We start from the raw sequence: 13,037 nt of genomic DNA, 5'->3' as shown, positions 1-13,037 counted from the left end.
GAACCGGGGTGCGGCGGGGGCGTCGGGCGGGGCACAAGGGATACAGGTGAGACCCTCAGGAGGTGACCTTGCAGACTCCGGAGCACGACGAGGCGCACGGCGGCGGCCTCGGCAGCCGGCTCAACTGGCTGCGGGCGGCGGTGCTCGGCGCCAACGACGGCATCGTGTCCACCGCCGGGCTGGTCGTCGGGGTGGCGGGCGCGACCCAGGACCGCGCGACGCTGCTGACGGCCGGTCTGGCCGGGCTGCTGGCCGGTTCGATGTCGATGGCGGCCGGCGAGTACGTCTCGGTGTCCACCCAGCGCGACTCGGAGAAGGCGGCGCTGGCCCTGGAGCGCCGGGAGCTGGCGACCGCACCGCAGGCCGAACTGGTCGAGCTGACCGACCTGTTGGAGGGCAAGGGGCTGGAGCGGCAGCTCGCCCGCGAGGTCGCCGAGCAGCTCACCGAACACGACGCGTTGCGCGCCCATGCCGAGGTCGAGCTGGGCATCGACCCCGACGAACTCACCAACCCCTGGCACGCGGCCGCCGCCAGCTTCCTCGCCTTCACCGCCGGGGCGCTGCTGCCGCTGCTCGCGATCGTGCTGCCGCCCGCCGCGCACCGGCTGTGGATCACGGTGGTGGCGGTGCTGGTCGCGCTGGCGGTCTGCGGCTGGTCCAGCGCCCGGCTGGGGTCCGCGCCGCCCGGGCGCGCGGTGCTGCGGAACGCCGGCGGCGGCGCGCTGGCCATGGCGGTCACCTACGCGGCGGGGACCCTGCTGGGCGCCGTCGGCGCCTGACCCGGGCCGCCCCTGGAAGATCGCTCGGCCGCCTTCGTGGCGGTCCCGGTACGAGGGGACGCGGCTGCCGGGCCCGGCCTCCGTGTTCGTGGTGAACGCCGCCCGCACCCCGGAGGGCGCTCAGCCGCCGTACAGGTCCCGGTACGAGGGGAAGTGGCCGCCGGGCCCGTCCACCGTCTCCGCGGTGAGCGCGGCCCGCACCACCGCACGGGTCAGCACGTCCGCGCCGGCGGCCAGGATGTCGTTCAGCGCACCGGCCTCCACATGGACGCCGAAGGCGGGATCGGCCACGACGGTCTCTTCCGGGACCAGCGGGCGGGTGGCGGTGGACAGCGCGAAGACGGTGTCGCCGTCGGAGAGCAGGTGCACCGGGCGGACCGCGCGGGCCAGCCCGTCGTGCGCGGTGCCGGCGAGCTTCTGGGCCTGGGCGCGGGTGAGCACGGCGTCGGTGGCGACCACGGCGAGGGTGGTGTTGAGCGGAGGGCGGACCGAGGCGGCGAAGCGGGCCCGGGACGTCTCCCGGGCCTCGGCCAGGCGGCGGAGCGCCGCGGTGTGCACCTCGGGGTCGGGCGGGGCCGCGTCCGGCAGGCCGTACAGGGCGCCGGTGCGGGGATCGGCGAACGAGCCCGCGGCGTTGACGGCGGCCAGCGCGGCGACCGTCACGCCCGAGGGGAGGACCGCGCTCGCGGTGCCGGTGCCGCCCTTGACGCCGCCGGCCACGGCTCCGGTGCCGGCGCCCGTGTTGCCCTCGGCGACCGGTGCGCCGGGCCCGGTGGCCGCGGCGGCCTCGGCGGCCGCGCGCCCCAGGGCCGCGTCCGGGCGGGCCCGCCAGTCGCCGCCGCGGCCCAGGTCGAACAGTGCGGCGGCCGGCACGACCGGTACGACCTGGGCGGGGTCGGGGCCGACGCGGAAGCCGCGGCCGTGGTCCTCCAGCCAGCCGGCCACACCGGACGCGGCGTCAAGACCGTAGGCACTGCCGCCGGTCAGCACGACCGCCTCGATGCGCGGCACGAGATTGCGCGGGTCCAGCGCGTCGGTCTCCCGGGTGCCCGGCCCGCCGCCGCGCACGTCGACGGCCGCGACCATGCCGCCGTCCGGGGCGAGGACGACGGTGGTGCCGGTCAGCGCGCCGCCGCCGGCCCGCCGGGCGTGGCCGACCCGCAGGCCGGGGACGTCGGTCAGCGCGTCCCGCGGCCCGGCGGGGAGCCCGGCGGCCGCGGCCCGCTCAGTAATGGGCCGGCCCCATCACGATGACCGGGTGCAGATCGGGGTCGAGGGTGCGCAGCAGCTCCCGCATCACCTTGGGCTTGAGGCTCACACAGCCCTGGGTGGGGCCGTCGTGGTCGACGTGCAGCCAGACACCGCCGCCCTTGAAGTCGCCCCAGGGGCGGTGCGGGTCCAGCGGGGAGGTGCCGGGGTCGCGGTTGTAGTTGATGGCGATGACGTAGTCGAAGGCGCCGGCCAGCGGCTCGCCCTCCACACCGGTGCCGTCGGCGACGAAGCTGTCGTTGCGGTCGTAGGGGAGCTTGGTGCCGTCCGGAGCGGGCAGCCGGCCGCCGGCGTCGGTGAGGGTGTAGACGCCGATGGGGGAGCGCAGATCGCCGTAGCGGTGGTCGTCGGTCCAGCCGTGGGCGGCGTTGTGCGCGGACCAGGTGGGGCCCGGCTCCCAGGTGTCGGAGTCCCCCGCGCGGGTGTAGAGGACGACCTGGGACTCGTAGGAGTCCATGCCCTTGCCGGTGACGACGAGCACCTGCCGGGAGTTCGCCGGTATCGCCTTGCGGGCCGCGTCGCTGAGGCCGGGGATCGGCTGACCGGCCGCGATGCCGGGTGCGGCGTTCGGGGCGGATTTCGCCGCGGCGGCGGGCGTGCGTGGCGTGTCCGGGCCGGAAGCCGCCGTGGACGTGGTGCTCTTGGCGTCGGTCCGGCTTTCGTGGTCGTCACCCGATGCCGGCCACGCCCACAGGGCGGTGCCGACGAGCGTGGAGAGGGCGAGACCGCTCACGGCCTTGCTGCGCCGGGACAGTCTCGTCCGCGCGCGGGTCTGGGCGTGGCGGGCCATGTCTGGCGTCTCCTCAGGTACGGACGGCGGGCGTGCCCTCCGGGGCCTCCCGTAAGGGACCCCCCTGTCATAAAAAGGGCAATCTGCACCCTACCGCGTCTGTGTCGGGGCGCCTCCGCTGGCCGGGGCGAAGCCGGGGGAACAAGAGCCCGAGCCGCCGGGAAGTGGGATCCATTAGTGGGTAATTGACGGGGAATGGACTCGCGACGGCGCGGTCCGCGCTGCCTGCCAGGAGACCCGGGCGGGCCGAAGATGGCCGGATCTGATGCGGAATCAGGGTGATGCCCGGACAGGTACGGCCGTTCGGCACGCTTATGGCGGACGCCCGGCCGGGGTGTCCCGGCGGGCCGGTCCGGGCCTATTCGGCCAGAGCGGTGCCCTGACGGGCCGTAAGGGTGACGCCCACCGCGACCGTGGCGGACGCCACCAGCCCCGCCGCGAACACCGCCCAGCGCCCCGCGAAGGTGCACGCGAGCACCAGCACGGACGACACCGGCAGCACCAGCTGCTGCGCCAGGCCGCGCTTCTGGTGCCGGGAATGGATCAGCCAGACGGTGAACATGAACAGCGCGGCCGGCACCGTCACGCAGGCGGCGGCCGCCGCCGTCGACAGGTGCGCCTTGCCGAACGCCTGCGCAACCGCGATCTCGATGCCCGCCCCGACCGCGGCCGCCGACCCGAACACCAGGTAGTGCCCGTAGCCCCACACGAACGCCTGGTGGTTCGAGCGCAGATGGAGGTGGATGGGCACCGCGAAGTAGATCCAGTACGCGCAGAAGACCACCAGCAGCCCGCCGGCCGCGATCGGCAGCAGACTGCCCAGCTCCTCGTGCTCGTCCAGCGCCGCCTGCACCGCGAGGGTGGCCGCGGCGACCGTCTCGCCCAGCACGATGATGGTGAACAGGCCGTAGCGCTCGGCGATGTGGTGCGGATGCCAGGTCGTCTGCCGGGCCCGCTCCGCCAGCGCCGGAACGGCCAGTTCCAGCAGGCCCACGACGATGAACACCCACGGCACGTCCTGACGGGGCAGGACGATCAGCCCCAGCCAGCCGACCTGGCACACCGTCACCCCCAGGGCGTAGCGCAGCGCGGTCCGCCGCTCGGCGCCCACGCTGCCCAGGGCCGCCCGCAGCCACTGGGTGACCATGGCCAGCCGCATCACCAGGAAGCCGAACCAGATGACGGTGAAGTCGCTGCTGGCGAACGCCCGCGGCACGCCGGCCGCCAGGATCAGCACGCCCGCCATCTGGACCAGCGTCACCACGCGGTAGAGCGGGTCGTCGGTGTCGTACGCCGACGAGAACCAGCTGAAGTTCATCCACGCCCACCAGACGGCGAAGAAGAGCATCAGATAGCCCGACACGCCGTGCCCCCAGTGGCCCTCGGCCAGCGCATGCGCCAACTGGCGGCCGGCCTGTGCGACCGCCACGACGAAACACAGGTCGAAGAAGAGCTCCAGCGGGGTGGCGGCGCGGTGCGCCTCGTCGCGGTGGCGGGCGCGCATGCGGACCGGCACATCGGCTCCTCTCGTCGGCCGGGGCCCGCCGGCCGGGAAGGCACGTCGGCCGGGGCGGACGTGATCAGTAGAGCGCGGGCGGCGGATGCCGCCCATGAGGGGCGCACGGCGTGTCGCCCGGCACCCGGGGGCGCGGCGCGGCGGTCACTCGGCGACGGCCTCCACGATCGAGGGGAACGCCGCGGTCGGCAGCACCCGCGTCAGCCGGAACCCGCCCGCCGACAGCAGCGTCGCGAACTCCTCCGCGGTCCGCTCCTGCCCGTCGAGGACCGCCATCATCGCCACGTCGAGGGTCTTGCCGAAGTGCGGGGCGTTGCCCGGCGGAAGTACGCAGTCGACGACCAGCAGCCGGGTGCCGGGCGCCGTCGCCGCCCGGCAGGCCCGCAGGATCCGCCGGCAGTGGTCGTCCGGCCAGTCGTGCAGCACGTGCTTGAGGACGTACACGTCCCCGCCCTCGGGCACGGTCGCGAAGAAATCGCCCTCCTGGGTGCGCCAGCGGCCCTTCAACTCGTCGCCGTCCAGCAGGTGGTGGGCCAGCGGCGGCGCCTGGTCGAAGAGCACTCCGGTCAGCTGCGGACGGCGGCGCAGCACGGCACGCAGCAGCCCGCCGCGGCCGCCGCCGACGTCCACGACCGTGCCGGTCTCGGGGAACGGGTAGGCACCGGCCACCGCCTCGTCCACCGGCGTGGACAGCGACGCCATCCCGTCGTCGAACAGCTGCCGGGTGGCCGGGTGGGCCCCCAGGTGCTCGAAGAACGGCGCGCCGAAGAGCCGCTCGAAGGACGCGCCGCCGTGCCGTACCGCCTCCGGCATCCCGGCCGAGGTCCGCAGGAACAGCTCGTCGGTGGCCATCAGCACGGCGGTGTGCAGGGAATCGGGAACGTCGGTACGGAGCGGCCGGGCGGCCGGGGTGAGCTGGTAGGCGCCGGTGGCGTCCTCGTGGAAGATGCCCCGGGCGGCGAGGTAGCGCAGCACCCGGCGCAGGTGCGGGGCGTGGGTGCCGGTGGCGGCGGCGAGCTGCTCGACGGTGCGTGGGCCGCCGGCGAGGTGGTCGGCGAGGCGGTGCTGGGCCGCGGTGCGCAGCGCCGCGGAGAAGAGGTGGCCCATGGCGTGGTCCATCAGCTGGGCCGCGAGATCCTGGGGCGCGCCGGTCGGTCGCTGGGATGAGGTGGCCAACGTCAGCCTCCGGTCGTCGGCTCGGCCTGCGGATCGACGGTCGCAGGCGGGTGATCCACGGTTGCAGCAGCGGGCGGTGGTGTCACGAAGACCGGGATGACCAACCGCCAAGTCCGGCCAGGGCGGCGGGTGTCCGGGGTGGCCGGCCGGCGCTCGATGGCGGGCGGCGGTTCATGGTCGAATGCGTGTATGAGCGACAGCGACAGCGACACGACCGGAAAGACCGACACCGCAGTACGGACCGACGGGGCGGAAGCGGCCGCCCCCGCCGCCGTCCTCGCCGACCTCGACGACCGCCTCCCGGACCTCGAAGCGCTCTACGAAGACCTGCACCGCCACCCCGAACTCGGCTTCCAGGAGACCCGCACCGCCGCCGAGGTCGCCCGCCGGCTGACCGGCCACGGCTACGACGTCACCACCGGCATCGCCAAGACCGGCGTCGCCGGCGTGCTGCGCAACGGGCCCGGCCCGGTCGTGCTGCTGCGCGCCGACATGGACGCGCTGCCGGTCACCGAGGCCACCGGCCTCGACTACGCCTCCACCGTCCCCGGCCGGATGCACGCCTGCGGCCACGACGTGCACGTCACCTGCCTGCTGGGCGCCGCCGACCTGCTCGCCGCGGGCCGCGCGCACTGGTCCGGCACCCTCGTCGTCCTCTTCCAGCCCGCCGAGGAGGTCGGCAGCGGGGCCCGCGCGATGATCGAGGCCGGCCTCTACAGCGAGGGCCTGGTCCCCACCCCCGACGTGGTGCTGGCGCAGCACGTCGCCCCGTTCGGCGCCGGGCTCATCGCGTACTGCCCCGGCGCCTGCATGGCCGCCGCCGACAGCCTGGAGATCATCTTCCACGGCACCGGCGGCCACGGTTCCCGGCCCGAGACCACCATCGACCCCGTCCTGATGGCGGCCTCCTTCGTCCAGCGCGTCCAGGCCGTGGTGGCCCGCGAGGTCGCGCCCAAGGACCGGGCCGTGGTCACCGTCGGCTCCTTCCACGCCGGCGACTCCGCCAACGTCATCCCCGACCGCGCCGTCGTACGGCTGAGCGTCCGCACCTTCGACGAGGCGGTACGCACCGCCGTCCTGGCCGCCGTCGAACGGATCGCCCGCGCCGAGGCCGCCGCCTCCGGTGCCGACCGGGACCCGGAGGTCACAACCCTCGACACCTTCCCGGTCACCGTCAACGACACCGGCGTCCTGGCGCAGGTCAACCGGGACTTCACCCAACTCTTCGGCGAACAGCGGCTGTTCGCCTACGAACCGGCGACCGGCAGCGAGGACGCCGGACTGCTGGCGACCGCGGCCGGTGCGCCCCTCTACTACTGGTGGCTGGGCGGCTGGGACCCCGACGCCTTCCGGACCGCGCTGGCCGCCGGCCGGCTGGCCCAGGACATCCCCTCCAACCACTCGCCGCACTTCGCCCCGGTCCCCCAACCCACCCTCACCATGGGCGTCCAGGCGCTGACGACGGCGGCCCTCAATCAGCTGGGGGAACCGGCGGCCGGCTGAGGCGGCCGCACGAGGGGGACTTCGGGGACGTTGACCTTGTCCCTGGGGGAAGCCCCAGAGTCGGTCGTGCCGGGCGACGGGCCCGGCACGAGGAGGACGGCCGGGAGCCGTGGAGGTGAGCGGCGTGCAGCCGTGGGAGGTGAGCGGCGTGGAGCCGTGGCAGAAGGACGGCGGCGAGCTGCTGACCATCGGCGCGTTCGCCCGCGCCTCCCGGCTCTCGCCGAAGGCCCTGCGCCTCTACGACGAGCTCGGTCTGCTGACCCCGGCCCGGGTCGACCCGCACAGCGGCTACCGGCACTACGCCCCGGCCCAGCTGGAACGGGCCCGGCTGGTCGCCTGGCTGCGCCGGCTCGGCATGCCGCTGGCCCGCATCCGTGAGGTGTGCGGGCTGGCACCGGCCGCGGCGGCCGAGGCGGTCGCCGCGTACTGGGCGCAGGTCGAGGCCGATACGGCAGCCCGGCGCGACCTGGCCGCCTTCCTCGTGGACCAGCTCTCCAGGAAGGACCCCACCACCATGACCGCTTCCCGCATACCGCTGACCCTGCGCTCCGCCGCCCGTACCGACCGCGGCCTGGTCCGCCCGGCCAACCAGGACGCCGCCTACGCGGGCCACCGGCTGCTGGCCGTCGCCGACGGCTACGGCCCCGACGGCGCCGCGGCCGCCACCGCGGCCCTGGACGCCCTCCGGTACCTCGACGCCGACGACCGGTCCGGCCCGGGCCCGCAGGACCTGACGGCCGCGCTGGAGGAGGCCGCCGGGCGCGCCCACCAGGCCCTCCGGGACGCCCCGTTGGCCACGTCCACCGGCACCCGGGAAGCCACCGGCGGCCCCGAGACCACCGGTACCACGCTCACCGCGCTCCTCCACCACGGCGGGCAGCTCGGACTGCTGCACATCGGTGACTCCCGCGCCTACGTCCTCCGGGACACCGGCCTCATCCGCCTCACCCACGACCACAGCTTCGTCCAGTCCCTCATCGACGAGGGCCGCCTCACCCCCGAAGAGGCCCCCGCCCACCCCCAGCGCGCCCTGCTCCTGCGCTCCCTCGACCCGACCACCGAATGCGCCCCCGACGTGACGCTCCTGGAGGTCCGCCCCGGCGAGCGGTACCTGCTCTGCACCGACGGCCTGACCGGCGTGGTCCCGCCGTAGACGCTCCAGCGGGTACTCGCCACGGCCCCCGGCCCCGCCGAGGCCGTGACGGAGCTGATCGCCCTGGCCCGCGAGGCGGGCGCACCCGACAACGTGGGGTGCGTGGTGGCGGACGCGCGGGCGGCGGGCCCGGCAACGGCCGCGGCGGCGTAGGAACGCCGAGGCAGCGGCTACGCCAGGCCCTTGAGCATGCCCTTGAAGTAGAGCTGCGGCAGGCCGTAGCGCTTGAGGAACCACATGTCGGTCCGCTCCCGGGTCGTGTCGAGGAAGGGGAACGAGGGGGCGGGCCGCAGGTCGTAGTCGAATTCGGCGAGCAGCATCTTGTGCCGGGCGGTGACCAGCGGGCAGGAGGTGTAGCCGTCGTAGCGGGCGGTGGCCGGGCGGCCGCGCAGGCTCGCGAGGAGGTTGGCGACCACGACCGGGGCCTGCTTGCGGACGGCCGCGCCCGTCTTGGAGGTGGGCAGCGCCGCCACGTCCCCCAGCGCGAAGACCGTGGGGAAGTCCGGGTGTTGGAGGGTTTCGCGGTCGGCCTTGACGTATCCCTGGGGGGAATCGGGGTCGGCCAGCGGGCCGTTGGCCAGCCACTCGGGGGCCCGCTGCGGCGGCACCGCGTGCAGCAGGTCGTAGCGGACCGTCTCCGTGGCGCCGGTGGTGTGATCGGTGATCACCGCCTCGCGCGCCGCACCGTCCAGGCGGGTCATCTCGGAACTCAGCCGCACCTCGATGCCGTAGCGCCGGGCCGTCTCCGTCAGCGCCCGCGAGAAGACCGGGACCTTGAACATCGCCGGTTCCGGCAGCACCAGGATCGTGCGGATGTCGCCCAGGACGCCGCGCTTGCGCCAGTAGTCCGCCGCCAGGTACGCGATCTTCTGCGGTGCGCCGCCGCACTTCACCGGCCCCGACGGCATGGTGAACAGCGCGGTACCCCGCCGCGTCCGGCGGATCAGGTCCCAGGTGAGCGGGGCGAGGTCGGGGCGGTAGTTGCTGCTCACCCCGCCGTGGCCGAGGGCGGCGGCCAGCCCCGGCACGCCGTCCCAGTCGAGGTGCAGACCGGGGGCGAGGACCAGCCGCCCGTAGGAGAGCACCCGGCCGGAGGCGGTGGTGACGGTACGCGCCACCGGGTCCACGCCGGTGGCCCGCTCCCGCAGCCAGCGCACGCCCGGCGGTATCAGCTCCGCCTCGGTGCGCAGCGAGGAACGCAACGGCGCCTGCCCGCCGCCGACGAGGGTCCACAGCGGCTGGTACCAGTGCGTCTCGGACGGCTCCAGCAGGGCGATGTCCGTGACCCCGGCCCGGCGTAACCGGGCGGCGACGGTGATGCCTGCGGTTCCGCCGCCGACGATGAGGACTTGGTGGCGGGAGGGGGCGGGGGACATACGGGTTCCTCCTACGGGGGTGTTGAGGGTGTTGTTGTTCGTGTGGCTCGTGGTCACGGGGGCCACAGGCGGGGGACGGCGGCCGCCGCCGTGGCGAGGGCGAGCAGCGTGACGAGGGTGGCGAAGGCGGTGGTCAGGACCTGCGCGGGCAGCCGGGTGGTCAGCCGGTTGCCGAGGTGACTGCCGAGCGCCGCGCAGGCCGCGAAGCCGGCCAGCAGCGGCCAGTCCAGGTGGCCGGTGCCGGCCCGGGTCGCCAGCGCCGTAAGCGAGTTGAGGAGGATGACCAGCAGCGACGTGCCGATCGCGACCGGCATCTCCAGGCCCAGGACGAGGGTGAGGGCCGGGACGACGACGAAGCCGCCGCCGACCCCGAAGAACCCGGTGAGCAGGCCGACGGCGGAGGCGGTCACGGCGACCCGGCCGGAGCGGAGGGCGGGGTGCGGAGGGTGGGCGCGGTCCGGGTGGTCCGGGCGGGGCGTGCGTAATCGGGCCGACCGGGAAGGCCGGGGGGACCGTGCCGCGCGCCGCTCGCTCCGGCCCCGTAACAGCAGCAGCGCCGCGACGACGAGCATCAGCCCGGCGAACGCCGCCATCAGGACGGCGGGAGGCACCGCCGCGCTCCAACGGGAGCCGAGGTAGCTGCCGGCCGTCCCCAGGGCACCGAAGGTGACGCCGGCCGCCCACCGGACCCGGCCCGCGCGGGCGTGGCACAGCAGCCCGGTCACCGCGCCGACCGTGACGACGACCAGCGCGCCCGCGGTCGCCTCGTGCGGCGACTGACCCAGCACGTACACCAGCACCGGCACGGCGAGCACCGAACCGCCGCCGCCGAGCGCCCCCAGCAGCAGACCGATCAGCAACCCGCACGGCAGTGCCGCGGCGGCTATGAGGACGGACACGCTAGGCGGACGGACACGAGGACGGATGCGGGGACGGAGCCGAGGGGCCCGCGGCCTGCGGGGCGGCGGACGGGTGCGCCGCGCGCGGGGCCAGCGCCACGGCCGGGCTGTCGTCCGACCACTCCGCCACGAACGTGAACCGGTCGCCGCGGACCACCGTTTCGCGCCATTCCACCGGCCGTTCCCCGGACCGCCCCAGCCGCTCGATCGCGAACGCCGGCTCCCGGTCGGCCAGCCCCAGCAGCCACGCCTGCCGGATGTCCGGCAGGAACGGTTGGATCCGCTCCCGGCCTCCGGTGACCTTCACCGAACAGCGCCGCGACAGCTCGCCGTAGAGGGAGGTGTGCCCGAAGTCCGCCTCCAGCAGGGGCTCGGCGATCTCGGCGGGCAGATACGCGGTGTCGTGGGCGAGCGGTTCGCCGTCCGCGAGCCGCAGCCGCTCCAGCACGACCAGCGGCGCGTCCGGCACCAGCCCCAGATGCCCGGCGATCGTGCCGTCCGCGGTCCGCTCCAGGCGCAGCACCTCACTGCGCTGCTCCAGGCCCTGCCCCTCCAGCTCCCGGAAGAGGCTGTAGAGCGAGCCCAGCGGCTGCTGTATGCGGCGGGTGTCCAGGCGGCTGGCGCGCCCCCGCTCGGCGATCACCAGCCCGTCGGCGCGCAGCTTGCGCAGCGCCTCGCGGACGGTGTGCCGGCTGACCTCGTACTCGGCGGTGAGCCGGTGCTCGGCGGGGAACTCCTCGGTGAACGCGCCGGCGTCCATCCGGCGGCGCAGATCGGTGAGGAGCTGCGCCCAGAGGGGGAGCGGCGAACGCCGGTCCAGGGGGCGCGGGGCGTGCGCGCCGGGGGCGGTGTGTGCGTCGTGAGCGCCGTACGCACCGTGGCCCCGGTGCGGAGGGTCTGTCGGCTCGGTCGACATGTGCGGGATACCCCTCCGCGGCCTGGGGGACGGATCGGTTGATGCTGGGTCAGGTCGGGGCGCCCGCACCGGAACCCGGCTTGTCGCCCGCCAACCCGGCTCCCTAATGTACGTACATCCGTGCATCCGCACAACGCATCGTCCCGCCCGCCCGAGCGGACCTCAGCCGCCGCCCGGGGCGCCCACCCCCTGGAGGCCGACCGTGCACTTCGCGCAGTACTACCTCGACTGCCTGTCCCAGGCGTCGTACCTGATCGGTGACGAGACCACCGGACGCGCCGTCCTCGTCGACCCACGCCGTGACATCGACGACTACCTCCAGGACGCGGCCGCCGCCGGCCTGCGCATCGAGCTCGTCATCGAGACGCATGTGCACGCCGACTTCCTCTCCGGCCACCTCGAACTCGCCCGCGCCACCGGCGCCACCATCGCCTTCGGAGAGGCCGCCCGAACCGGCTTCCCCATACGGCGGTTACGGGACGGCGAGCGGATCTTCCTGGGGGAGGAGGGGAGCGACCCTCAGGGCGGGGGCACGGGCGGCGGCGTCACCCTCACCGTGCTGGCCACCCCGGGCCACACCCTGGAGTCCCTCTGCCTGGTCGTCCACGAACACCCCGACGACCCCGTACCGTTCGGCGTGCTCACCGGCGACACCCTGTTCGTCGGCGACGTCGGCCGCCCCGATTTGCTCTCCGCCGCCGGCCACTCCCCGCACGACATGGCCGTACGCCTGCACCACTCCCTGCACACCAAACTCCTGACGCTCCCGGACGCGACCCGGGTCTTTCCCGCCCACGGCGCCGGATCGGCCTGCGGCCGGAGCCTGTCCACCGAGACCAGCTCCACCATCGGCGACCAGCGCCGCCTCAACTACGCCCTGCAGCCCATGCCGGTGGCCGAATTCGTACGGCTCGTCACGGCCGGACAGCCCGCCACGCCCGGCTACTTCGCCCACGACGCCGCCCTCAACCGGGACGGGCACCCGCTCCTGGCCGCCGACGAACCGCCCGCCCTCACCCTGGAGGAGGCCCTCGCGGCCCGCGACGAACAGGGCGCCGCGCTGCTGGACTGCCGCCCGCTGGCCTCCTACACCCGGGCGCACCTGAAGGGCTCGCTGCACACGAGCCTGGACACGCGGTTCGCGGAGTACGCGGGCAGTGTGGTCGCCCCGGGCACCCCGATCGTGCTGCTCGCCGACCCGGGGAAGGAGCGCGAGGCCCGTCTGCGCCTCGCCCGCATCGGCTACGACCACGTCCTCGGCCATCTCCCCGACCCGGCCGCCGTATTGGACCGGGAACCCGCCCTGGTCCGCCGTAGCCGGCGCGTCGGGCCTGAGGAACTTCTGGAGGTGGACGGGGAGTTGAACGGCATGGGTATCGGCGGCGGTGTGAGTGCGGACCGCATTCCCCGGGCCCAGCTGGTCGACGTCCGGAATCCCGCCGAGTACGCGGCGGGAGCCGTTCCGGGCGCCCGCAGCATCCCGTTGGCCACCCTCCCGGACCGCATCACCGAACTGGACCCGGCCCGCCCGGTCGTCCTCTACTGCCGCAGCGGAAACCGCTCGGTGATCGCGGCGGCCCTCCTGGAGGCCCGCGGGTTCGGCGACGTGTGCGATGTGGCAGGGGGTTACGAGGCGCTGGCCGGGACCTGAGACGAGCGG

10 protein-coding genes and 1 pseudogene are annotated in these 13,037 nt (G+C 74.8%); 4 read left to right on the top strand and 7 right to left on the bottom strand.

Annotated elements, in window-relative coordinates:
• Positions 1-62 precede the first annotated feature (62 nt).
• Positions 63-779 (top strand): VIT1/CCC1 transporter family protein, encoded by a 717-nt coding sequence (locus V2J85_RS27885; protein WP_261950920.1) that lies wholly within the window; start codon positions 63-65, stop codon positions 777-779.
• A gap of 120 nt (positions 780-899) precedes the next feature.
• Here V2J85_RS27885 and V2J85_RS27880 read toward each other — a convergent pair whose 3' ends face one another.
• The 4 genes from V2J85_RS27880 to V2J85_RS27865 all read right to left on the bottom strand — a co-directional run bounded on the left by V2J85_RS27880 (position 900) and on the right by V2J85_RS27865 (position 5,530).
• Positions 900-2,012: a P1 family peptidase gene (locus tag V2J85_RS27880; RefSeq protein ID WP_330823120.1), complete on the bottom strand. Its 1,113-nt coding sequence runs from the start codon at positions 2,010-2,012 to the stop codon at positions 900-902.
• Positions 2,005-2,838 carry a L,D-transpeptidase family protein gene (locus tag V2J85_RS27875; protein WP_330823090.1) on the bottom strand — a complete coding sequence of 278 codons (834 nt, stop codon included), beginning with the start codon at positions 2,836-2,838 and terminating at the stop codon, positions 2,005-2,007. Before V2J85_RS27875 ends, V2J85_RS27880 begins: the two co-directional genes overlap by 8 nt.
• A gap of 358 nt (positions 2,839-3,196) precedes the next feature.
• Positions 3,197-4,354 (bottom strand): low temperature requirement protein A, encoded by a 1,158-nt coding sequence (locus V2J85_RS27870; protein ID WP_330823089.1) that lies wholly within the window; start codon positions 4,352-4,354, stop codon positions 3,197-3,199.
• Between the two features lie 144 nt (positions 4,355-4,498).
• Positions 4,499-5,530, bottom strand: coding sequence for a methyltransferase (locus V2J85_RS27865; RefSeq protein WP_330823088.1), 1,032 nt, complete (start codon positions 5,528-5,530; stop codon positions 4,499-4,501).
• Between the two features lie 189 nt (positions 5,531-5,719).
• Between V2J85_RS27865 and V2J85_RS27860 the strand changes: the two genes are divergently transcribed.
• Positions 5,720-7,033, top strand: a complete 1,314-nt coding sequence (locus V2J85_RS27860) for an amidohydrolase (protein ID WP_330823087.1) — start codon at positions 5,720-5,722, stop codon at positions 7,031-7,033.
• A 178-nt stretch (positions 7,034-7,211) separates the two neighbouring features.
• Positions 7,212-8,339, top strand: a pseudogene (locus tag V2J85_RS27855) (MerR family transcriptional regulator).
• Between the two features lie 17 nt (positions 8,340-8,356).
• On the opposite strand, the gene V2J85_RS27850 reads toward V2J85_RS27855, so the two are convergent.
• Genes V2J85_RS27850 through V2J85_RS27840 form a run of 3 tightly spaced genes read right to left on the bottom strand, consistent with a single transcriptional unit; the run spans position 8,357 to position 11,377 of the window.
• A complete protein-coding gene (locus V2J85_RS27850) occupies positions 8,357-9,562 on the bottom strand; it encodes an NAD(P)/FAD-dependent oxidoreductase (protein WP_261957090.1) in 1,206 nt (401 codons plus the stop codon).
• A 53-nt stretch (positions 9,563-9,615) separates the two neighbouring features.
• Entirely contained in the window at positions 9,616-10,461 is an 846-nt protein-coding gene (locus tag V2J85_RS27845; protein ID WP_261950925.1) for a sulfite exporter TauE/SafE family protein, read from the bottom strand.
• 1 nt (position 10,462) lies between these two features.
• On the bottom strand, positions 10,463-11,377 hold the full coding sequence (locus V2J85_RS27840) for a GntR family transcriptional regulator (protein WP_261950926.1): 915 nt from the start codon (positions 11,375-11,377) through the stop codon (positions 10,463-10,465).
• Between the two features lie 202 nt (positions 11,378-11,579).
• Here V2J85_RS27840 and V2J85_RS27835 point away from each other — a divergent pair, with 202 nt between their 5' ends.
• Positions 11,580-13,028, top strand: coding sequence for an MBL fold metallo-hydrolase (locus tag V2J85_RS27835; RefSeq protein ID WP_330823086.1), 1,449 nt, complete (start codon positions 11,580-11,582; stop codon positions 13,026-13,028).
• Positions 13,029-13,037 lie beyond the last annotated feature (9 nt).

This window comes from Streptomyces bugieae (genome assembly GCF_036352915.1).
In the GTDB taxonomy this organism is placed as follows: domain Bacteria; phylum Actinomycetota; class Actinomycetes; order Streptomycetales; family Streptomycetaceae; genus Streptomyces; species Streptomyces endophytica.
Note: the sequence above shows the minus strand (reverse complement) of the source record. Positions and strands in the feature narration are given on the sequence as shown.

Bases quoted from the DNA above. Each gene is read 5' to 3' on its own strand.
- V2J85_RS27875 (WP_330823090.1), bottom strand. From the start codon at position 2,838: ATGGCCCGCCACGCCCAGACCCGCGCGCGGACGAGACTGTCCCGGCGC.
- V2J85_RS27860 (WP_330823087.1), top strand. From the start codon at position 5,720: ATGAGCGACAGCGACAGCGACACGACCGGAAAGACCGACACCGCAGTA.
- V2J85_RS27850 (WP_261957090.1), bottom strand. From the start codon at position 9,562: ATGTCCCCCGCCCCCTCCCGCCACCAAGTCCTCATCGTCGGCGGCGGA.
- V2J85_RS27840 (WP_261950926.1), bottom strand. From the start codon at position 11,377: ATGTCGACCGAGCCGACAGACCCTCCGCACCGGGGCCACGGTGCGTAC.